Raw genomic sequence first — 22,992 nt, forward strand, 5'->3', positions numbered from 1 at the left:
CATGGTTTTACATGTTTTACTTGTTCTCTTTATTCTAGTGCTGATTGCATCAGCGATTATTATCAGCTCTGTATATGTTGTAAGGCAACAGTCTGTCGCTATTATCGAGCGTTTTGGTAAATACCAAAAGTTGAGTAATAGTGGTATTCATGTACGAGCACCTTTTGGAATTGATAGAATTGCGGCTAGGGTGCAGTTGCGCCTATTGCAAAGTGAGATTGTCGTGGAAACAAAAACGCAGGATAACGTCTTTGTGACCATGAATGTGGCAACTCAGTATCGAGTGAATGAGAATAATGTCACAGATGCTTACTATAAACTAATGAGACCAGAAGCTCAAATCAAATCCTATATTGAAGATGCCTTGCGTTCGTCTGTACCGAAATTAACCTTGGATGAACTATTTGAGAAAAAAGATGAAATCGCATTAGAAGTTCAAAAACAAGTAGCAGAAGAAATGTCTACATATGGTTACATCATTGTAAAAACACTGATTACGAAGGTTGAGCCTGACGCTGAAGTTAAACAATCAATGAATGAAATCAATGCTGCCCAGCGTAAGAGAGTTGCAGCGCAAGAACTTGCAGAAGCAGATAAGATTAAGATTGTGACAGCAGCAGAAGCAGAGGCAGAAAAAGATCGCCTACACGGGGTAGGGATTGCAGAACAGCGTAAGGCTATTGTTGACGGACTTGCTGATTCTATTCAAGAATTAAAAGGAGCCAATGTTGAACTCACAGAAGCCCAGATTATGTCCATTCTATTAACAAATCAGTATTTGGATACTTTGAATAATTTCGCAGACAATAAGGGCAATAACACCATCTTCCTACCAGCAAATCCTGATGGAGTTGAAGATATACGGACAAGCATATTATCAGCTTTAAAAGCTAAGTAATAATTCATTATTTGTTTTCAATAAGTAGATGTTTTTTGGATAATCCTAAAAGAATGGATATATTTCAGTATCGTAAAGAACAAAATAGGAGAAGAACATGGCTAAATCAAACTTTGAAAAAGTAGAATCAGTTGTTGGCTGGGTTCGTGATAAGAAAATCACAGGTTACCGTATCTCTAAGGAAACAAATGCACGTGAAATGTCAATTATTGCTTTGGCACAAGGTCGTGCAAAAGTGAAAAATATTTCATTTGAAACAGCCCTAGGTTTGATTGATTTTTATGACAAGAATCATGAAAAATTTGATGATTAAACTAGGCTTACAGGCAGATTCTTAAAATGGATCTGCCTTTTGTTTTGCAAACAGTTAGCAAAAAGACTGCATAAAATATGCAGCCTTTGTTTGTTAGTTGAGATAGCGTTGAAGAAATTCTCGTGTCCGTTCCTCTTTAGGGTTCGTGAAGAGGTCTTCTGGCTTGCCTTCTTCAGCAATGACACCCTTATCCATAAAGATGACACGGTGTGAGACATCGCGGGCGAACTCCATTTCGTGGGTGACGACAATCATAGTCAGGCCTTCTTGAGCTAGATCCTGCATGATTTTAAGGACTTCACCGACCATTTCTGGATCCAGAGCAGATGTTGGTTCGTCGAAAAGGATGGCGTCAGGATTCATGGAGAGGGCGCGAGCGATGGCCACACGTTGCTTCTGGCCACCAGAGAGTTGTTTGGGTTTGGCTTGCCAGTAGCGTTCTCCCATGCCGACTTTTTCAAGATTTTCTTTGGCAATTTTTTCAGCTTCAGAGCGTTCTCGTTTAAGGACAGTCGTTTGGGCGACGATCGTATTTTCGAGAACATCGAGGTTTTCAAAGAGGTTGAAGGATTGAAAAACCATTCCGAGTTTTTCCCGATAGTGAGTAAGGTCATAGCCTTTCGCAAGGACGTTTTCTCCTCGGTAGAGAATTTCCCCCTCAGTAGGTGTTTCAAGTAGGTTGATAGAACGTAGGAAGGTTGATTTTCCGCTTCCTGAGCTCCCGATGATGGAGATAACCTCTCCTTTGTGGACTGACAGAGAGATGTCTTTTAAGACTTCATTTTGTCCATATGATTTTTTGAGGTGTTTAATTTCAAGAATGGGTTGATTCATTATTTCAAGTCCTCCGTTTGCATTTGATTAGCACCTGTAGTGTAGGTATCCATGTCCATGCGTCTTTCGATGAAGCGCAAGATACGGGTCACTGTGAAGGTGAGGACAAAGTAAATCACGGCGATGATTGTAAATGTCTGGAAGTATTGATAAGTTTGGGTGGCCACAGTATTACCAGAGAAGTAGAGTTCCACCACAGAGATAACATTCAGTACAGAGGTATCTTTGATATTGATGACAAACTCATTACCAGTAGCAGGTAGAATATTACGGACAACCTGAGGAAGGACAATCTTACGCATGGTTTGATTGTGGGTCATACCAAGAGCGGTTGTAGCTTCGAACTGTCCCTTGTCGACTGCTAGAATACCACCACGAACGATTTCTGTCATGTAGGCACCCGTGTTGATTGAGACGATAAAGATAGCAGCCAGTGTCCGGTCGAGATTGATACCGAAAGCTTGAGCAGTACCATAGTAGATAACCATGGATTGAACAATCATCGGTGTACCACGGAAGATTTCAATATAGACATTGAGGAACCAACCGACTAGTTTTTGTAGGCTGTAAATGGCTTTGTTTTCCGAGAGAGGAGCAGTACGGAAGACACCAATGGCAAGACCGATAATGAGACCTACGATAGTTCCGATGATTGAGATTAAGAGTGTGATACCAGCACCACGCAAGAGCTGTTGCCAGTTTTCAGAAAGAATTTTAGCAACTTGGTTGAAGAAATTACTGCTACTTTCTTCAGTTGTTGTGGCTTCGGCAGGTTGCTCCTGAATCATACGATCCATGAGGGCTACTTGCTCATCCTTAGAGATGGTTTCAATACTGGCATTGATTTGGCTGATACGACTGTCATCTTTACGAAGTCCAATGGCGATAGCTGTATCTTCTTCGCCAGTTTTGAAACCTGGTTGGGGTTGGATCATTTTGAACTTAGCGTTAGCAGACTCAGCGGTCATTGCTTCAGGTCGTTCAGAAACATAGGCATCAATAACACCAGCCTCCAAAGCTTGACGCATCTGAGCGAAGTCCCCCATAGCTGTTTCTTTTTTGGCACCTGGAATTTGAGAAATCAAATCATAAAGGTAAACACCTTGTTGAGAAGTGATTTTTGCTCCGCTAAAATCTTCCAAAGATTTGGCATTCGCGTAGGCAGAGTCCTTTTTTACTAATAGAACCGGTTCGCTAGTATAGTAACTGTTTGAAAAGGCAATTTCTTGTTTACGTTCAGCGGTTGGGCTCATACCAGCAATGATCATATCGATTTTGCCAGAAGTAAGGGCTGGAACAAGTCCTTCCCACTTTGTTTTTACGACCAAAGGTTCCTTGCCTAGGTCTTTGGCAATCTTTTTAGCGATTTGGACATCGTAGCCATTGGCATATTGGTTGGTACCGTCAATTTTGACAGCGCCGTTACTATCATCGTCTTGGGTCCAGTTGAAGGGGGCGTACGCTGCCTCCATCCCAATGCGTAAATATTCGTCGGCTTGGACCTGGCTAACTAGTCCCAGTGTAAGGGCTAGGCTAGCAAGGATAGATAAGCATAATTTTTTCATGTTTTCTCCTATTTCTAGTCTAAAAATGACTTCTCTCTATTGTATCGAAAAATAGTGAGATTTTCAATACAAGTAAGCCTTTACTTATAAAAAATGATATAATGATAGCAAAGATAAAAAGGGGGATTGTGTTGTGAAAAAGACTTTTTTCTTGCTTTTATTTAGCTTGTTTTGTATTTTACCACTCTCTGTTTTTGCGGTTGATTTCAAGATTCGCTCTTATCAAGGTGATTTGTATATTCATGCAGATAATACGGCAGAATTTAGGGAGAAAGTAGTCTATTATTTTGATGAAGATTTTAATGGACAACTAGTAGGACTTGGCCGTGCTGGTAAGATGCCAAAGGGCTTTGAAATAGATTCCAGTCCGAAGGTTCAGGTATGGAAAAATGCTAGTGCCATTGAAAATGTCAATAGTGAAGTGATAGAAGAATCGGAAGGTTATACTGTAAAAGTGTATAATCCAGGTCAAGAGGGGGATACCGTTGAAGTGGTAATCACATGGCAACTAAAAAATCTCCTATTTCTATATGATGATATCGCGGAACTTAATTGGCAACCCTTGACGGATAGTTCAGAATCTATCGAAAATTTTGAGTTTCGAGTAATAGGCTTTAATGGAGCAGAAAAACTTTTCTTTCATACAGGGAAACTCTTTACAGAGGGCAGGGTAGAGAAGATAGATGGTGATTATCGTGTTTATTTACAGAACCTACCTCGTCAGCGTGGGGTTGAATTGCATGCCTATTGGCCTAGAAAAGATTTTGAAACAGCTTTGGATCAGGGATTGAAGGGCAATCGTTTAGCAGAATTTGAAAAAATAGAGGAGTCCATTACTGCTGAAAAAGCTCAAAGTAAAGCTCTGGTTATGTGGATCATCCCTTTGCTACTCTCGCTCTCTTTAGTCTTTAGTGTTATTTTCTACTGCATTTACAGAAGAAAAACCTCCCCATCGAAGAAATATGCCAAAAATCACCGTCTCTACGAACCGCCAATGGACTTAGAACCGATGGTTTTATCGGAAGCTGTTTACTCCACTTCTTTAGAGGAAGTCAGTCCCTTGACCAAGGGAGGTGGGAAGTTCACCTTTGACCAACTCGTTCAGGCAACCTTGTTGGATGTAATCGACCGTGGAAATGTTTCAATCATCTCAAATGGAGATGAGGTCCGTCTAAAAGTCATAAAAGAAAAAGGATTGGCAAGTTTTGAAAAAGATTGCCTTAATTTGGCCTTTTCAGGAAGAGAAGAAGTGCTTGTTTCAGATTTGTTTGCAGATTACCAAGTGTCAACTAGTCTTTACCAAGGTGCAAAAGCAGCTGATGAAAAAAAGATTCAGAAAACAGGACGTAAGCTTAAGTCTTCTTTCGAGCAAGCTCTGAAGCAGATGCAGGATGGGGTGAGAAAGCGGGTATCCTCTTTGCAACTTCCAGCTTATTATCGTTCACTGAGTAATGGAGAAAAAATCTTGCGATTGACGATAGGTGTCTCTACGCTTCTACCTGCTTTCGTTGGTTTTGGCTGGTTCTTGTACAGTTTGGATGCTCATGGGTATCTTTCTCTGCCACTTCTTATCCTTGGATTTGTAGGCTTGATGTTAGCTGCCGTCTATTATTGGACGACCCGATTTGATACTCGTGATGGTGTTTTAAACGAAGAAGGACTAGAAGCATACTATCTCTGGACTAGTTTTGAAAACATGCTTCGCGATATCGCCCACCTAGACAAGGTAGAATTAGAGAGTATTGTTCTTTGGAATCGCCTCCTTGTCTATGCTACTTTATTTGGTTATGCGGACAAGGTGAGTCATTTGATGAAATCTTATCAGATTCAAGTTGAGAACCCAGATATCAATCTTTACGTAGCTTATGGCTGGCACAGTATGTTTTATCATTCAACTGCTCAAATGAGTCACTATGCTAGTGTTGCAAACACAGCAAGTACCTACTCTGTATCTTCTGGAAGTGGAAGTTCGGGTGGAGGATTCTCCGGAGGTGGAGGCGGTGGTAGCATCGGCGCCTTCTAGAAAAAATCTATCGCAACATCCGAAATTATGCTATAATAGAGGACAGAAAAAGGAGTAATGTATGTATTTTATTGAAATTTTGAAGTCAATCTTTTTTGGGATTGTTGAAGGAATTACAGAATGGTTGCCCATTTCAAGTACAGGGCACTTGATCTTGGTTGAAGAATTTGTGCAATACAAGGACCAAAATGAAGCCTTTATGTCCATGTTTAATGTTGTCATTCAGCTTGGTGCCATTTTAGCAGTTATGGTCATTTACTTTAACAAGCTCAATCCTTTCAAACCTGGTAAAAACAGGGTCGAGGTTCGTAGAACTTGGCAATTGTGGTCAAAAGTTCTCGTTGCAACCTTGCCTTTACTATTGGTCTTTAAGTTGGATGATTGGTTTGATGCCAACTTCCATAACATGGTTTCGGTTGCCATTATGTTGATTATCTATGGTGTTGCCTTTATCTATCTTGAAAAACGAAATAAGGCGCAAGCCATTGAACCAACAGTAACAGAGCTAGACAAGTTGCCTTATAAAACAGCTCTTTACATCGGACTTTTCCAAGTCCTCGCCCTTTTCCCAGGTACAAGCCGTTCTGGTGCCACTATCGTTGGTGGTTTGTTGAATGGAACAAGTCGCTCAGTCGTAACAGAGTTTACCTTCTATCTCGGAATTCCTGTTATGTTCGGAGCCAGTGCTTTAAAGATTTTCAAATTTATTAAAGCAGGTCAACTCTTGAGTTTTGGCCAACTGTTCTTGCTCTTGGTTGCTATGGGTGTTGCCTTTGCAGTCAGCATGGTTGCTATTCGTTTCTTGACCAGCTATGTGAAGAAGCACGACTTTACACTCTTTGGTAAATACCGTATCGTACTCGGTAGTGTCTTGTTGCTCTATAGTTTTGTGCGTTTATTTGTATAAGAAAAAGCTTGAAGGAATCTCCCTTCAAGCTTTTTAAAATCCTGTCACTGTGATTCCTAGTAGACGAACGCCTTTTTCTTTTTCAGCTAGTTCTTCGTAGAGTTGAAGGGCAGTTTGAGAAATCTGGCTAGCGTCCTGTGTAGCTTGTGGGAGGCTTTTTCGTCTAGTTAGAGTGGAGAAGTCAGCGTAACGAATCTTTAGGATAATGATTTTTCCAGCTTTGTCTTGTTTACTGAGATTGAGAGCAACTTTTTCAGAGAGAAGAGTCAGCTCTTTTTTGATGTCCTCTTCAGCCTGGAGAATCTTACCATAGGTTTTCTCCTTGCCGATGGACTTACGAATGCGATTGGACTTGACCGGTGAATTATGAATGCCTCTGGCCTTTCGATAAAGATCAAAACCGAGTCTGCCAAACCGATCGATTAAAGTGACTTCAGAAACGTCTAATAAGTCTGCGCCAGTATAAATACCCATTTCATGAAGCCTTTCCACTGTTTTCTTGCCCACACCATGAAATTTAGCAACATCCATTTTTTTGAGAAATTCTTGGGCTTGGTCAGGGAGGATAACTGTCAAACCATGTGGCTTTTGATAATCGCTGGCCATTTTAGCTAAGAATTTGTTATAAGACACACCGGCTGAAGCGGTAAGGTGCAGCTCCTGCCAGATATCCTGTTGGATGAGACGAGCTATTTTGACGGCTGACTTGATACCGAGTTTATTTTCTGTCACATCCAAATAGGCCTCATCAATACTCATGGGTTCAATCAGATCAGTGTAGCGTTTAAAAATAGCACGAATCTCAAGTCCCACTGCCTTATACTTTTCATAATTTCCCGAGATAAAGACGGCTTGAGGACAACGCTCATAAGCTTCTTTAGAACTCATGGCTGAATGAACACCAAAAGCTCGTGCCTCGTAGCTACAAGTAGACACAACTCCTCGTCCGCCTGTTTGTCTGGGGTCACTCCCAATGATAACAGGTTTGCCCTTTAACTTAGGATTATCTCTTATTTCCACCGCAGCAAAAAAGGCATCCATGTCGATATGGATGATTTTTCTTGATAAATCATTAATCAATGGAAATATGAGCATTTTGCTTCCTTTCTAATGTCATTTTTTATTCATTATACCTTTTTTTCTGAAAAAATGGAAAAGAGTACTCATTCTTTCAAATATATAATACAGATTGCGCCGATAAACAGACTGTATTAGAAAAGAAAGTGATAAAAAAGCCTTTTTTCGCTTGTTGAAATCGGTTACTGTATGGTATACTGGTCTCATGAATGTAACAGATGACTGTTACTAGAAAGAAAAATGAGGACATTAACATGGTTGTTAAGACAGTTGTTGAAGCACAAGACATTTTTGACAAAGCTTGGGAAGGCTTCAAAGGCGTAGATTGGAAAGAAAAAGCAAGCGTTTCTCGCTTCGTTCAAGCCAACTACACACCTTACGATGGAGATGAAAGTTTCCTTGCTGGACCAACAGAACGTTCACTTCACATCAAAAAAATCGTAGAAGAAACAAAAGCACACTACGAAGAAACTCGTTTCCCAATGGACACTCGTCCAACATCTATTGCTGATATTCCTGCTGGATTTATCGACAAAGAAAACGAATTGATCTTTGGTATCCAAAACGATGAACTCTTCAAATTGAACTTCATGCCAAAAGGTGGTATCCGTATGGCTGAAACTACTTTGAAAGAAAATGGATACGAACCAGACCCAGCTGTTCACGAAATCTTTACTAAATACGTAACAACAGTTAACGACGGTATCTTCCGTGCCTACACTTCAAACATTCGTCGCGCTCGTCACGCTCACACTGTAACTGGTCTTCCAGATGCATACTCACGTGGACGTATCATCGGTGTTTACGCACGTCTTGCTCTTTACGGTGCAGACTATTTGATGCAAGAAAAAGTAAACGACTGGAATGCAATTAAAGAAATTGATGAAGAAACAATCCGTCTTCGTGAAGAAGTAAACCTTCAATACCAAGCTTTGCAACAAGTTGTTCGCTTGGGTGACCTTTACGGAGTTGATGTTCGCAAACCAGCGATGAACGTTAAAGAAGCGATCCAATGGGTTAACATCGCCTTCATGGCTGTCTGCCGTGTTATCAACGGTGCTGCTACATCTCTAGGACGTGTGCCAATCGTACTTGATATCTTTGCAGAACGTGACCTTGCTCGTGGTACATTTACTGAATCAGAAATCCAAGAATTTGTTGATGATTTCGTTATGAAACTTCGTACAGTTAAATTTGCTCGTACAAAAGCTTATGACCAATTGTACTCAGGTGACCCAACCTTCATCACCACTTCTATGGCTGGTATGGGTAACGACGGTCGTCACCGTGTTACTAAGATGGACTACCGTTTCTTGAACACTCTTGACAACATCGGTAACTCTCCAGAGCCAAACTTGACAGTTCTTTGGACAGACAAATTGCCATACAACTTCCGTCGCTACTGTATGCATATGAGCCACAAACACTCTTCTATCCAATACGAAGGTGTAACAACAATGGCTAAAGACGGATACGGAGAAATGAGCTGTATCTCATGCTGTGTGTCACCACTTGACCCAGAAAACGAAGATCAACGCCACAACATCCAGTACTTCGGTGCTCGTGTAAACGTTCTTAAAGCCCTTCTTACTGGTTTGAACGGTGGTTACGACGATGTCCACAAAGACTACAAAGTATTTGACATCGATCCTATCCGTGACGAAGTTCTTGAATTCGAATCAGTTAAAGCGAACTTTGAAAAATCTCTTGACTGGTTGACTGACACTTACGTAGATGCTTTGAACATCATCCACTACATGACTGACAAGTACAACTACGAAGCTGTTCAAATGGCCTTCTTGCCAACTAAACAACGTGCCAACATGGGATTCGGTATCTGTGGATTTGCTAACACTGTTGATACATTGTCAGCGATTAAATACGCTACCGTTAAACCAATCCGTGATGAAGATGGTTACATCTACGATTACGAAACAATCGGTGAATACCCACGTTGGGGTGAAGATGACCCACGTTCAAACGAATTGGCAGAATGGTTGATCGAAGCTTACACAACTCGTTTACGTAGCCACAAACTTTACAAAGACGCAGAAGCTACAGTATCACTTTTGACAATTACATCTAACGTTGCTTACTCTAAACAAACTGGTAACTCACCAGTCCACAAAGGTGTATACCTCAACGAAGATGGTTCTGTGAACTTGTCTAAACTTGAATTCTTCTCACCAGGTGCTAACCCTTCTAACAAAGCTAAAGGTGGCTGGTTGCAAAACTTGAACTCACTTGCTAGCCTAGACTTTGGTTACGCAGCTGACGGTATCTCATTGACAACTCAAGTTTCTCCACGTGCTCTTGGTAAGACTCGTGACGAACAAGTTGATAACTTGGTAACAATCCTTGATGGTTACTTTGAAAACGGTGGACAACACGTTAACTTGAACGTTATGGACTTGAACGATGTTTACGAAAAGATCATGTCAGGTGAAGACGTTATCGTACGTATCTCTGGATACTGTGTAAACACTAAATACCTCACTCCAGAACAAAAAACTGAATTGACACAACGTGTCTTCCACGAAGTTCTTTCAATGGATGACGCATTGAGCTAAGATTCAATTGGAATAGAGAAAAGCCAGTCGGTCTGACTGGCTTTTTGTGTGCTTAAAAAATTTTAAAAATTAGTCAAAATTAGTCAAAAAGTTATTGACTTTTACTGACCAAAGTGATATAGTAGAAACATAAGGAAAATGAATTCCTTAGAAAACTTCATTTTCAATGATTTTATTTCTTGAAAATGTACGATAGATACCCTAGAAAGGGGTGAGGCCTATGTTAAATCTAACAGACTTTGAAAAGAAGATGATAGAAGGCTTATTTAAAAAAGAAAAACCAGAAATTATACGTAGGGTAGCTAGTTAGCTAGTCTAAAATTTTTAAAACAAAGGTCAAAGATAGTCAATATCGGAGATCGCAAATAATCAACAATAAACGAGGTAAAGAATATGAATAACAACTTTAATAACTTTAACAACATGGATGATTTGTTTAACCAATTGATGGGTGGTATGCGAGGATACAGTTCTGAAAACCGTCGCTACTTGATTAATGGACGTGAAGTGACTCCTGAGGAATTTGCTCATTATCGTGCAACTGGTCAATTACCAGGAAATGCAGAATCTGATGCGCAAATGCAACAACACGCTTCAGGTATGAAGCAAGATGGTGTCCTTGCTAAACTAGGTCGTAACTTGACAGCAGAAGCTCGCGAGGGCAAATTGGATCCTGTTATCGGACGAAACAAGGAAATTCAAGAAACATCTGAAATCCTATCCCGTCGTACCAAGAACAATCCTGTACTTGTAGGAGATGCAGGTGTTGGTAAGACAGCAGTTGTCGAAGGTTTAGCACAAGCAATTGTGAACGGAGATGTCCCAGCTGCTATTAAGAACAAGGAAATCATTTCCATTGATATCTCAGGTCTTGAGGCTGGTACTCAATACCGTGGTAGTTTTGAAGAAAACATTCAAAATCTTGTTAGTGAGGTAAAAGAAGCAGGGAATATTATCCTCTTCTTTGATGAAATTCACCAAATTCTTGGTGCTGGTAGCACTGGTGGAGACAGTGGCTCCAAGGGGCTTGCGGACATTCTCAAGCCAGCTCTCTCTCGTGGTGAGTTGACTGTTATTGGGGCAACGACTCAAGACGAATACCGTAACACCATCTTGAAGAATGCAGCTCTTGCTCGTCGTTTCAACGAAGTCAAGGTCAATGCTCCATCAGCAGAGGATACCTTTAAAATCCTTCAAGGGATTCGTGACCTCTATCAACAACATCACAATGTTATCTTGCCAGACGAAGTCTTGAAGGCAGCAGTGGATTATTCTATCCAATACATTCCACAACGCAGCTTGCCAGATAAGGCTATCGACCTTGTCGATGTAACGGCAGCTCACTTGGCAGCTCAACATCCTGTAACAGATGTTCATGCTGTTGAACGAGAAATCGAGGCAGAAAAAGACAAGCAAGAAAAAGCTGTTGAGGCAGAAGATTTTGAAGCAGCTCTTAATGCCAAGACACGCATTGCAGAATTGGAGAAAAAAGTCGAAAACCACACAGAAGACATGAAAGTGACTGCAAGCATCAACGATGTGGCTGAATCTGTGGAACGAATGACAGGTATTCCAGTGTCACAAATGGGAGCGTCAGACATCGAACGTTTGAAAGATATGGCTCATCGTTTGGAACACAAGGTAATCGGCCAAGACAAGGCAGTTGAAGCTGTAGCTCGTGCTATCCGTCGTAACCGTGCTGGTTTTGATGAAGGCAATCGCCCAATCGGTAGCTTCCTCTTTGTAGGTCCAACTGGGGTTGGTAAGACAGAACTTGCTAAGCAATTAGCGCTCGATATGTTTGGAACGAAGGATGCGATTATCCGTTTGGATATGTCTGAATACAGTGACCGCACAGCCGTATCTAAGCTAATTGGTACAACAGCTGGTTATGTTGGGTATGATGACAATAGCAATACCTTGACAGAACGTGTTCGTCGCAATCCATACTCTATCATTCTCTTGGATGAAATTGAAAAGGCTGATCCTCAAGTAATCACCCTTCTCCTCCAAGTCTTGGATGACGGTCGTTTGACTGATGGTCAAGGAAATACAGTGAACTTCAAGAACACGGTCATTATCGCAACATCAAATGCTGGATTTGGCTATGAAGTCAACTTGACAGAAGATGCTGACAAACCAGAATTGATGGATCGTTTGAAACCATTCTTCCGCCCAGAGTTCCTTAACCGCTTTAACGCAGTTATCGAGTTCTCACACTTGAATAAGGAAGACCTTTCTAAGATTGTGGACTTGATGTTGGCGGAAGTCAACCAAACCTTGGCTAAGAAAGACATTGATTTGGAAGTCAGCCAAGTAGCTAAGGACTTTATCACAGAAGAAGGTTATGACGAAGTCATGGGTGTTCGTCCACTCCGCCGTGTGGTTGAACAACAAATTCGTGATAAGGTGACAGACTTCCACTTGGATAACCTTGATGCTAAACACCTAGAAGCAGATATGGAAAATGGTGTCTTGGTCATTCGTGAAAAAGCCTAACTCAAGATTTTGAGAAAAAAATAAGGAACTAGCTAATAAGCTGGTTCCTTTATTTGTTTAGATGACATGACGCTCAAAGGCATCATCTGATATCCCTTGTTCCAAGATGAGTTTTGCCCATTCTTTAGCAGAAAAGAGGCTGTGGTCTTTGTAATTTCCGCAAGATTCGATGGTTGTTCCAGGGACATCTTCCCAAGTAGTGGTTTCAGCGATTTCCTTGAGCGAATCCTTAATAACAGCAGCAATCTCGGCGCTAGTATGGCGTCCCCACATAATCATGTGAAAACCTGTACGGCAGCCAAATGGCGAACAGTCAATCATCCCGTCAATGCGGGTACGGATGAGTTTTGCCAAGAGGTGTTCGATAGTGTGAAGGCCAGCAGTAGGGATAGAGTCCTCATTTGGCTGTACCAAGCGAATATCAAAGTTGGAGATGATGTCTCCCTTTGGGCCTGTTTCTTCCCCAATCAAGCGGACATAGGGTGCTTTAACAATGGTGTGGTCAAGTTCAAAACTTTCAACAATAACTTCTTTTGACATGGTAAATCCTTTCAGTTTTCTTCTTTCATTATATCATAAAGCCTGCTCTTGATGGAGTTTGATAAATGACTTTTTGGTACTAGAATGATAATAAAGTCTCCATACATAAACCTCAGAATTATAAAGAAAGAATGGAGTAAAGGAAAAGAAAAACTGAGTTCTTTCTAATGAAGCTAGAGCGACTTTTGAAAGGTGGGATCAACTTTTAAAATTTCTGCTTAATCTCTGAACTAATTCTGAACTAGATTGGGTATACTGGAGAAAATAAAGATAAAGGAGTTCAATATGGAACATATGGTGAAAATAGAAGGAGTCTGCAAAAAGCATGGTAGCAAGCAGATTTTAGAAGATATTTCTTTTACAGCTAGAAGCGGTCGGATTACAGCTTTTCTAGGCCCAAATGGTGCAGGGAAAAGTTCGACCTTGAGGATTCTCTTGGGATTAGATCGGGCGACAGCAGGGACTGCAACTTTTGATGGGCAAACCTATCAATCAATGACCTATCCGCTCAGAACGGTAGGTGCAGCCTTTGATGGCATTGGCGGTTTGCCAAATCGAAAGGTCTATGACCACTTGAGGATTATTGCGGCGAGTAATGCTATTCCCAAGTCTCGGATCGATGAGGTTTTGGAGATGACTGGAATTGCTCATAAAAGGAAGGACCTCTTATCAAGCCTGTCTCTGGGGGAAGGTCAACGCTTGGGTTTGGCAGCAGCTTTGCTGGGTGATCCTCAGTTTCTCATATTGGATGAGCCGATCAATGGACTGGATCCAAGTGGGATTAAGTGGTTTAGAAATTTCATCCGTCAGCAGGCTGACTTAGGGAAAACGGTACTTCTATCTTCTCATATCCTATCAGAGGTGCAAATGGTGACAGATGATGTCGTCTTGATTCATCATGGGCGAATTATTGAGCAGGGACAATTGGAAGAGGTACTGCAAGATTCAGACAGTCTAGAAGATCTCTTCTTTGATTTGACAGAGGAGGTTTAAGATGAAAGAAACGATGTCCTTATTGCATTCAGAATGGTTGAAAATCCGCTCAACCAAGGCTTTCAGAGTGAGTATGGCATTCATGCTGCTCTTGGTGCCTGCCGTATCCTGGCTGGAGGGTCGACAGTATGTGTCTATTGGCTTGGATGCCACGCCTGAGACGGTTCCCGGCCTGGCAGAAGCCATTGACCCGCTGGAATATCTAGGCCTCAATGGGGCCTCTATGGCAGGCATGGTTTTGGTCATCTTAGCTGGAATTTTGGGAGCTATGGAATTTCAGTCCCATAGCTTGAGAACCAGTCTTTTGACCTGTAATAACCGCCTGAAGTTGCTTGTGGGGAAAGTCGTGACCTTTGCTTGCTTTTCTCTTGCCAGTAGCTTTTTATCAATCTACTTTAGTTATATGGTCATGCACCTAGCTTTAGGAAAGGAAGGGCTTGATCCGATTCTGCTCAATCAGGCAGCTTGGAGTTTGATTTTGTGGAAAACCTTATCTCTGACTTTATTGGGAACCCTTTCATTTTTGTTAGGTTTATTGGCTCGGACCATGCTAGTTCCTCTGCTTTTTCTCGTGCCACAGATCTATAATCTGGGAAACTACCTAGCTGCTCACACGAGTTGGGGAGCTTATTTGCCACAGCCAGCAGGAGAGTTGTTTGCTACAACGCCAACTTCCCAATATACCAACAATCCCTTGCAAGGGCTCTTGATACTAGGCGCATGGTTACTAGTCATCGGCAGTATGGCCTCTCTGCGCTTTTTGAAGACTGATTTGGGAGGGAGATACTGATGATAAAAGCTCTGCTTAGAAGTGAATGGATTAAGTTCCGTTCTTACTATCTCGCTCTTGGTGCCGCCTTGGCGGCTCTGGTAGTCGTTCCATTTTTTCTGATGAATCTTGACTATAGTCAGACAGCAGTTGGCCAGACGAAAGCTCTGAGCGAGGCTTTGCATGCTCTCTATCTGGCGCAGCCTGTCATCGTCATCTTTACTTCCCTCTATTTTGCTCAGGAGTTTGTCAAGTCAGGGATGCGAACTAATTTTCTAACAGTATCCAATAGAAAGGCTTGGTTGGCTGGGAAATTCCTTTTTCTGGTCTTGCTGCTCTTGGTTCTCTATAGTGTCATTATAAGTAGCTGTTTCTTTGTTATGCTGGCTCGATTTGACCTAGACTTTAGCTGGTCCTTACTGGGGAAATTCCTCTATTACAGCTCTTTTGGTCTTCTCAGCAATCTTTTTCTGGCTTTTTTAACTGCCGGCCTCGCTTTGCTCTTTCAATCTTGGGTTGTGCCGGTGTCGGTGCTCTTTCCTCTCTTGATTGGTCTTAGCCGTTTATTGGCAACTTTTATCAAAGAAGCAAAATACCTGCCCGATCTGGCTACGCTCAATCTTTTTGAGTATGAAGGGCTTCAGCATTCAATAGATTTATCAGGTCTGGGGATACAGCTGTTCTGGCTAGCTTTGGTTTGGAGCTCTGCTATATTCTTAACCTTGAAACGAGATGTTCGCTAGAGGTATGCTATAATGGAAAACATGAGACAGTATCGTATTTTGGTGGTTGATGACGACCAGAGCATTTTAAAGCTGGTGAAAAACGTCCTAGAACTCGACGCTTATGATGTGACAACGCTTGATCGGATAGAAGAGCTAGAGTTGACGCATTTTGTCGGATATGACTTGATTCTGCTGGATGTGATGATGGAGCCTGTTAATGGTTTTGAGCTGTGTTCCTACATTCGTCCTCATCTTTCGTGCCCAATCATCTTTCTGACGGCCAAGGAGTTGGAGGCGGACAAGGTGGAAGGGCTCTTTCGTGGTGCAGATGACTATATTGTCAAACCTTTTGGGACCAAAGAATTGCTGGCGCGTGTCAGAGCGCATCTTCGGCGGGAGGAAAGACGTGAGGAGCGCTATTCTGAGATTGCTTCTTGTCAATTTTATCCAGAGCGCTATGAAGTTGCCTGTTTTAGTAAAGTCTTGAAATTTTCAGAGCGGGAGTTTAAGCTGCTGCATTTACTAGCTAGCAATCCCAAGCAGACCTTTTCAGCTGAACGCCTGCATACTTTACTTTACCCAGAAAGCTCAGAAACACAGCTTCGCTCCATCTCAGAATACGTATATCAGATTCGTCAAAAATGCAAACAAGAAGGGCTGCAAGCAATCGCAACAGTGAGAGGAGTAGGCTATAGATGGCAATTAGAACCCGAAATTTCAAAAGCTTAGTCTGGACAACCAGCTTGAAAATCGTCTTTTTTCATGTTTTGATTTTTGTGCTTATCGGCTATGAATTTACGCAAGGAAGTGATTATGCTCTTTTCACCTTGTTCTTTTGGGCAGGGAGCCTACTGCTGATTACTTTTTATCATATTTTGAAATTACTCCGAAAAATCGACAGGGAAATAAAAATGCTAAAGAGCGAGAAGCTTTTGGAAGAAAATCAAAGCCGTCTTTTTCGGATTGAGGAAATGCTAGAAGTTTATAGCGATTTACGGAGCAGCCACCAAGAAAATGCTCGTCTTCTAGAAAGAGAGCAGCAGCATAATCGGGAGTTGATTTTACAGTTATCAGCGACATCGCACGATTTGAAAACGCCCCTAACTGTGATTAAGGGGAATGCTGAGCTCTTGGAATTGGCGCAGTTGGACCAGCCACAGGCAGACTATGCTTCTGAGATTTTGCAGGCCAGTCACAAGATGGAAGAGTATTGTGGCTCTTTGATTGATTACGCTAAGACTTTTCAGATTGATGCTAATCAGTTTAGTCAGCTTTCCTTAAGGGACTTTTTGGCTGATCTACAGGACGACTGGGCACTGTTCAGCAAACAGGAAAGCTATCGTTTTTATCTCCAAGAAGATTGCGATCTTAGTCTGATTTTGTTGATTTATTTAGATTATCTCAAACGGGCTTTACTCAATATCTTACTAAATGCGCTTGAACATGCTGACCAAGACCAAAAAGAAGTCAAGCTGACGGTATCAGTACAGCAGGATCAGTTGGTGTTTGCTATCTGGAACAATGGCCCTGCATTTTCAGAGGAGATGCTGCTGGGAGCGGAACAGCTCTTTTATCAGAGTGACCAAAGTCGCAATTCAGCTAATCCCCATCATGGTATCGGCTTAGCCTTTTCTAAGCAAGTCGCTCTCTTGCATGGTGGTCGTCTGACCCTGCTCAATCCAGACCAAGGAGGAGCCTCTGTTGAGTTGACAATTTCATTAAAATAAATAAGGATGGAAAATCATAAAAACGCATAATACCAAGTGTTCAAAAGACTTGATATTATGCGTTTTATCTTTTATCATGTAAAGATTTACTGGATTTTTACTCAAATTGAGTTTTATCCAGCCTCGTTTAATTACTTCCGATACAAGCGATCGTATTGGTAGTAAGGATCAAAGGTTACGTTGATACCTAGTTTGCGAAGGACATTCTTGTCTTCATCGGTCAAGATGATGGTTGAGTGAGCTTCGCTTCCTTTGAGGTTACCAAGTTCCTTCATTGCGCGCGCAGCATCAGGGTTTTCCATAGCCGTGATTGCAAGTGCAATCAAAATCTCATTTGAGTGGAGGCGAGGATTGCGACTGCCTAGATGGTTAATCTTGAGGCCTTGAATTGGTTTGACAACTTCAGGCTCGATTAGTTTCACTTCCTTAGCGATATCAGCTGATTTTTTGATGGCATTGATCAAGGCGGCAGCTGTAGGACCAAAGAGTTCAGAGTTTTTACCAGTCACGATTTCCCCGCTTGGCAATTCAAGGGCTAGGGCAGGACCACCAGTTTCTTCTGCTTTTTGGCGTGCAGCAACAGCAACCTTACGGTCTTCAGGTGTGATACCGAGGTCGTTCATGAGCAACTCGATTTTCTTGACAGCAGATTCGCCGACTTTTTCAGCTTTAAAATCAAGTACAGTCTGATAGTAACGGCGAATGATTTCTTGTTTAGAGGCTTCGATAGCAGCCTCATTATCTGTAATGGCGAAGCCAACCATGTTGACACCCATGTCTGTTGGAGAAGCGTATGGAGATTCGCCGAGGATGCGTTCCAACATACGTTTCAGCACTGGGAAGATTTCGATATCACGGTTGTAATTGACAGTAGTTTCTCCGTAAGTTTGAAGATGGAAGGGGTCAATCATGTTGACATCATCAAGGTCTGCGGTTGCAGCCTCGTAGGCCAAATTGACTGGGTGATGAAGGGGAAGATTCCAAACTGGGAAGGTTTCAAACTTAGCGTAACCAGACTTGATACCGTTGATTTGGTCATGGTACATATTGGACACACAGGTTGCCAATTTTCCAGAACCAGGTCCAGGAGCAGTTACGACGATCAAGTTGCGACTGGTTTTGATATAGTCGTTTTTCCCCATACCTTCAGGAGAAATGATGTGATCCATATCGGTCGGATATCCTTTGATTGGATAATGAAGATAGGAATCAATCCCGTTTTTATCTAACTGGTTGCGGAAAGCATCTGCAGCGGGTTGTCCAGCGTACTGTGTGATGACAACCGAACCAACAAAAATTCCCAGTTCATTGAATTTGTCAATCAAACGAAGAACTTCTTGATCATAAGAAATTCCTAGGTCACCACGCGCTTTAGAATGTTCGATGTTGCTAGCGTTAATGGCAATCACAACCTCAACCTGCTCTTTCAATTCTTGCAAGAGCTTGATTTTATTGTCAGGCTCATAACCAGGCAGTACACGAGCAGCGTGGAAATCTTCTAACATTTTGCCACCAAACTCCAGGTAAAGTTTGCCGTCAAATTGGTTAATGCGCTCCAAAATGTGGTCGCGTTGTAGATTCAAATATTGTTCAGAACTAAAAGCTTGTTTTTTCATTTTTTTACCTCTGACCTCTATTATAATAAAAAATTGGAAGATAGGAAACTACGGAGTCAAAAAAGAAATCAAAAAGATTAGGCAAACGCTTGCACAAAGTTTTAAAAAGCGCTATCATAGACTATAGATTATTAAAATAATGAGGTAAGAAGATGCAAGAAAAATGGTGGCATAATGCCGTAGTCTATCAAGTCTATCCCAAGAGTTTTATGGATAGCAATGGAGATGGAATTGGTGATTTGCCAGGAATTACTAGTAAGTTGGACTATCTAGCTAAGTTAGGAATCACAGCGATTTGGCTTTCTCCTGTTTATGACAGTCCGATGGATGATAATGGTTATGATATTGCTGATTATCAAGCGATTGCAGCTATTTTTGGAACCATGGAGGATATGGACCAACTCATTGCAGAAGCTAAGAAACGTGATATTCGAATTATCATGGACTTGGTGGTCAATCATACCTCGGATGAACACGCATGGTTTGTCGAGGCTTGTGAAAATCCTGATAGCCCTGAGCGAGACTACTATATCTGGCGAGATGAGCCCAATGATTTGGAGTCTATCTTTAGTGGGTCTGCTTGGGAATACGATGAAAAGTCGGGTCAATACTATCTCCACTTTTTCAGTAAGAAACAGCCTGACCTCAACTGGGAGAATGAAAAACTGCGCCAGAAAATTTATGAGATGATGAACTTCTGGATTGATAAAGGTATTGGTGGTTTCCGTATGGATGTTATTGACATGATTGGAAAAATTCCTGATGAGAAAGTAGTCAATAACGGTCCTATGCTCCATCCCTATCTCAAGGAAATGAATCAGGGGACCTTTGGAGATAAGAATCTCTTGACAGTAGGGGAAACATGGGGGGCAACGCCAGAGATTGCTAAACTCTACTCGGATCCAAAGGGACAAGAATTGTCAATGGTCTTCCAGTTTGAACACATCTGTCTACAGTATCAGGAAGGGCAACCTAAGTGGCACTACCAAAAAGAGTTAAATGTAGGGAAGTTAAAAGAGATTTTTAACAAATGGCAGACAGAGTTGGGAGTTGAGGACGGCTGGAATTCCCTCTTCTGGAATAACCATGACCTCCCTCGTATTGTCTCTATCTGGGGAAATGACCAAGAATACCGTGAAAAATCCGCCAAAGCCTTTGCAATCTTGCTTCATCTCATGAGAGGGACACCTTATATTTACCAAGGTGAGGAGATTGGGATGACAAACTATCCATTTGAAACACTGGATCAAGTAGAAGATATTGAATCCCTCAACTATGCGCGTGAGGCTCTTGAAAAAGGCGTTCCGCTAGAGGAGATTATGGACAGCATCCGTGTCATCGGTCGTGATAATGCACGTACTCCGATGCAATGGGATGAAAGCAAAAATGCTGGCTTCTCAACAGGTCAACCTTGGTTAGCAGTTAATCCAAACTATCAAGCAATCAACGTTCAAGAAGCACTGGAAAATCCAGATTCTATTTTCTATACCTATCAGAAGTTGGTTCAGATTCGTAAGGAAAACAGTTGGCTGATTCGAGCTGATTTTGAATTGCTTGATACGGCTGACAAGGTCTTTGCCTATATCCGCAAAGATGGCGACCGTCGTTTCCTAGTCGTGGCTAATTTGTCCAATGAAAAACAAGATTTTTCAGTAGAAGGAAAAGTGCAATCTGTCTTGATTAAAAATACTGTGGCTCAAGAAGCAGTTGAGAAACAGGCTTTGGCGCCATGGGATGCTTTCTGTGTGGAAATGACTGACTAAAATGAGCGAACCTCAAGCTTTTGAAGCCTGAGGTTTTTTACTAAAAATTGTGTAGAGAAATCTTTAAAAAATATTTGTTAGAATTTTCTAAAAAATCTGTCGAAAGTCCTTGCTTTTATGAAAAAATAGGGTATAATGGTGAAAACACTATCTTTAAGGAGATTACTTATGAAATCGAAAAAGTGGCTCTTAGGAGCAGGTGCTGTCTTGAGCGCAGCCCTTCTGTTAACTGCTTGTGGGCAAAACGAAAAGAAAGCTGATGCTCCCAAGACATTTTCTTATGTCTATGCAATAGATCCATCATCTTTGGACTACAGCGTGACGAGCAAGAGCTCAACTTCTGACGTTATAGCCAACGTTGTCGATGGCCTCTTGGAAAACGATAAATACGGGAACTTGATTCCGTCGCTTGCAGAAGACTGGTCCGTTTCTAAAGATGGCTTGACCTATACCTACAAACTTCGTAAGGGTGTAAAATGGTATACTTCTGAGGGAGAAGAGTATGCTGAGGTCAAGGCTCAGGACTTTGTTACTGGTCTGAAACACGCGGCTGATGGCAAATCAGACGGCCTCTCTCTCCTTCAAGATTCTATCAAAGGCTTGGCTGCCTACATCAGTGGAGAGAGCAATGACTTTTCTACTGTAGGAGTCAAGGCTGTTGACGATTACACGGTTGAATATACGCTTAACAAACCAGAAAGCTTCTGGAACTCTAAAGTCACAACTGCAACCATGCTTCCAGTTAATGAAGAATTCTTGAATTCTAAAGGGAGCGACTACGGTGCACCAACACCATCAAGTATTCTTTATAACGGTCCTTACTTTTTGAAATCATTGACTTCAAAATCAGTCATCGAATATGAAAAGAATCCAAACTACTGGGATAAGGACAATGTTAAGATTGACAATATTAAACTAACCTTCTACGATGGTTCAGACCAAGAATCTTTGATTCGTAGCTTTACACAAGGTGCCTATACAACAGCTCGTCTCTTCCCAACAAGCTCAAACTTTGAGTCAACTAAAAAAGAGTACGGAGATAAGATTGTTTACAGTCCACAAGAAGCGACAAGCTACTACCTCACTGTTAACGTAAACCGCCAGTCTTACAATAAAACAGCCAAAACAGACGAAGCTCAAAAAACATCAACCAAAGAAGCTCTTCTTAACAAGAACTTCCGTCAGGCGCTGAACTTTGCCCTTGACCGTCATTCTTACACTGCTCAGTTGAATGGTGAAGAAGGTGCGGACAAAATTATCCGTAACAGCCTAGTGCCTCATGACTACGTTCAAGTAGGTGAAAAGACCTTTGGAGAGTTGGCTCAGGCAGAGCTGGTTTCTTACGGGGACCAATGGAAAGATGTAGCCCTTACTGATGGTAAGGATACGCTTTACAGTCCTGAAAAAGCCAAGGTAGCCTTTGCAAAGGCTAAAGCAGAATTGCAGGCTAAGGGTGTGACCTTCCCAATCCGTTTGGATGTTCCAGTTGAACAGACCGATGTCATTGCCGTTCAACAGACTAACTCACTCAAGCAGTCTATCGAATCAACACTTGGTACGGAGAATGTCATTGTCGATGTCCTTCAAATGACCGATAATGAAAAAATGAGTATTACATCCCAAGCCAAAGTACCATCTCAAAAAGACTATGACTTGAACGGAACTGGTTGGGGACCAGACTATCAAGACCCAGCTACCTACCTAAACATTCTTGATGCTAAGAAAGGTTCTGCTCTTAAACACTTGGGGCTCACTCGTGGAAAAGACCCAGAAGTGATGGCTCAAGTCGGTCTAGACGAATACAAGAAACTCTTGGATGATGCCGCATCTGAAACAAGCGACCTCAATAAGCGTTACGAAAAATACGCTAAAGCCCAAGCCTGGGTATCGGATAGTTCGCTCTTGATCCCAGTTGCCTCTTCAGGTGGTTCTCCAACTGTTAGCCGTACTGTACCATTCACAAAAGCATACTCTCAAGTCGGAATCAAGGGAGACCCGTTTGTATTCAAAGGTTTGGAGCTGCAAAAGGATGTCGTGACTACAAAAGAATACGAAGAAGCTCTCAAGAAATGGCAGAAAGAAAAAATTGAAACAAATGCCAAATACCAAAAAGAGCTAGAAAAACATGTCAAATAGTCTATAAAAGAAAAGGAAGTTGCAGAAAATCTGTGCT

The 22,992-nt window shown here is 41.8% G+C and carries 18 protein-coding genes; 13 read left to right on the plus strand and 5 right to left on the minus strand.

The annotated features are described in order from the left end of the window. Window position 1 precedes the first annotated feature (1 nt). Both I6G42_RS03695 and I6G42_RS03700 read left to right on the plus strand, forming a co-directional pair. On the plus strand, window positions 2–898 hold the full coding sequence (locus I6G42_RS03695) for an SPFH domain-containing protein (RefSeq protein ID WP_000242874.1): 897 nt from the start codon (window positions 2–4) through the stop codon (window positions 896–898). A 97-nt stretch (window positions 899–995) separates the two neighbouring features. Then, entirely contained in the window at window positions 996–1,211 is a 216-nt protein-coding gene (locus tag I6G42_RS03700; protein WP_038804152.1) for a hypothetical protein, read from the plus strand. A gap of 93 nt (window positions 1,212–1,304) precedes the next feature. On the opposite strand, the gene I6G42_RS03705 is transcribed toward I6G42_RS03700, so the two are convergent. Next, on the minus strand, window positions 1,305–2,045 hold the full coding sequence (locus I6G42_RS03705) for an amino acid ABC transporter ATP-binding protein (RefSeq protein ID WP_038804151.1): 741 nt from the start codon (window positions 2,043–2,045) through the stop codon (window positions 1,305–1,307). Then, window positions 2,045–3,610 (minus strand): ABC transporter substrate-binding protein/permease, encoded by a 1,566-nt coding sequence (locus tag I6G42_RS03710; RefSeq protein ID WP_038804150.1) that lies wholly within the window; start codon window positions 3,608–3,610, stop codon window positions 2,045–2,047. The genes I6G42_RS03705 and I6G42_RS03710 overlap by 1 nt, the downstream gene beginning before the upstream one ends. A 133-nt stretch (window positions 3,611–3,743) precedes the next feature. On the opposite strand from I6G42_RS03710, the gene I6G42_RS03715 reads away from it, so the two are divergent. Then, window positions 3,744–5,633 (plus strand): DUF2207 domain-containing protein, encoded by a 1,890-nt coding sequence (locus I6G42_RS03715; RefSeq protein ID WP_038804149.1) that lies wholly within the window; start codon window positions 3,744–3,746, stop codon window positions 5,631–5,633. A gap of 61 nt (window positions 5,634–5,694) precedes the next feature. Further along, window positions 5,695–6,540, plus strand: coding sequence for an undecaprenyl-diphosphate phosphatase (locus I6G42_RS03720; protein WP_038804148.1), 846 nt, complete (start codon window positions 5,695–5,697; stop codon window positions 6,538–6,540). Between the two features lie 33 nt (window positions 6,541–6,573). Here I6G42_RS03720 and dinB read toward each other — a convergent pair whose 3' ends face one another. Next, a complete protein-coding gene (gene dinB, locus I6G42_RS03725; RefSeq protein WP_038804147.1) occupies window positions 6,574–7,635 on the minus strand; it encodes a DNA polymerase IV in 1,062 nt (353 codons plus the stop codon). Between the two features lie 236 nt (window positions 7,636–7,871). Between dinB and pflB the strand changes: the two genes are divergently transcribed. Together pflB and I6G42_RS03735 are read left to right on the plus strand one after the other, a co-directional pair. Further along, a complete protein-coding gene (gene pflB, locus I6G42_RS03730) occupies window positions 7,872–10,187 on the plus strand; it encodes a formate C-acetyltransferase (protein ID WP_038804146.1) in 2,316 nt (771 codons plus the stop codon). 393 nt (window positions 10,188–10,580) lie between these two features. Beyond that, window positions 10,581–12,686, plus strand: coding sequence for an ATP-dependent Clp protease ATP-binding subunit (locus I6G42_RS03735; protein ID WP_038804145.1), 2,106 nt, complete (start codon window positions 10,581–10,583; stop codon window positions 12,684–12,686). A gap of 57 nt (window positions 12,687–12,743) precedes the next feature. On the opposite strand, the gene I6G42_RS03740 is transcribed toward I6G42_RS03735, so the two are convergent. Continuing rightward, entirely contained in the window at window positions 12,744–13,226 is a 483-nt protein-coding gene (locus I6G42_RS03740) for an S-ribosylhomocysteine lyase (RefSeq protein WP_000032544.1), read from the minus strand. A gap of 285 nt (window positions 13,227–13,511) precedes the next feature. Here I6G42_RS03740 and I6G42_RS03745 point away from each other — a divergent pair, with 285 nt between their 5' ends. Genes I6G42_RS03745 through I6G42_RS03765 form a run of 5 tightly spaced genes read left to right on the plus strand, consistent with a single transcriptional unit; the run spans window position 13,512 to window position 17,440 of the window. After that, the gene (locus tag I6G42_RS03745) at window positions 13,512–14,219 is read left to right on the plus strand and encodes an ABC transporter ATP-binding protein (RefSeq protein WP_038804144.1); all 708 of its coding nucleotides are present in this window, start codon (window positions 13,512–13,514) and stop codon (window positions 14,217–14,219) included. Between the two features lies 1 nt (window position 14,220). Next, on the plus strand, window positions 14,221–15,009 hold the full coding sequence (locus I6G42_RS03750; RefSeq protein ID WP_038804143.1) for a lantibiotic ABC transporter permease: 789 nt from the start codon (window positions 14,221–14,223) through the stop codon (window positions 15,007–15,009). Then, a complete protein-coding gene (locus I6G42_RS03755; RefSeq protein ID WP_038804142.1) occupies window positions 15,009–15,731 on the plus strand; it encodes a lantibiotic ABC transporter permease in 723 nt (240 codons plus the stop codon). Before I6G42_RS03750 ends, I6G42_RS03755 begins: the two co-directional genes overlap by 1 nt. 12 nt (window positions 15,732–15,743) lie before the next feature. Beyond that, a complete protein-coding gene (locus I6G42_RS03760; protein ID WP_038804141.1) occupies window positions 15,744–16,442 on the plus strand; it encodes a response regulator transcription factor in 699 nt (232 codons plus the stop codon). After that, a complete protein-coding gene (locus tag I6G42_RS03765; RefSeq protein WP_038804140.1) occupies window positions 16,409–17,440 on the plus strand; it encodes a sensor histidine kinase in 1,032 nt (343 codons plus the stop codon). The genes I6G42_RS03760 and I6G42_RS03765 overlap by 34 nt, the downstream gene beginning before the upstream one ends. A gap of 131 nt (window positions 17,441–17,571) precedes the next feature. Here the strand turns inward: I6G42_RS03765 and I6G42_RS03770 are convergent, their stop codons facing one another. Beyond that, window positions 17,572–19,056 carry a DUF1846 domain-containing protein gene (locus tag I6G42_RS03770; RefSeq protein ID WP_038804139.1) on the minus strand — a complete coding sequence of 495 codons (1,485 nt, stop codon included), beginning with the start codon at window positions 19,054–19,056 and terminating at the stop codon, window positions 17,572–17,574. A gap of 152 nt (window positions 19,057–19,208) precedes the next feature. Between I6G42_RS03770 and I6G42_RS03775 the strand changes: the two genes are divergently transcribed. Continuing rightward, window positions 19,209–20,819 (plus strand): glycoside hydrolase family 13 protein, encoded by a 1,611-nt coding sequence (locus I6G42_RS03775; RefSeq protein ID WP_038804138.1) that lies wholly within the window; start codon window positions 19,209–19,211, stop codon window positions 20,817–20,819. 168 nt (window positions 20,820–20,987) lie between these two features. After that, window positions 20,988–22,955 (plus strand): peptide ABC transporter substrate-binding protein, encoded by a 1,968-nt coding sequence (locus tag I6G42_RS03780; protein WP_038804137.1) that lies wholly within the window; start codon window positions 20,988–20,990, stop codon window positions 22,953–22,955. Window positions 22,956–22,992 lie beyond the last annotated feature (37 nt).

This window comes from Streptococcus oralis (assembly GCF_016028255.1).
GTDB classification, from domain to species: Bacteria; Bacillota; Bacilli; order Lactobacillales; family Streptococcaceae; genus Streptococcus; species Streptococcus oralis_AC.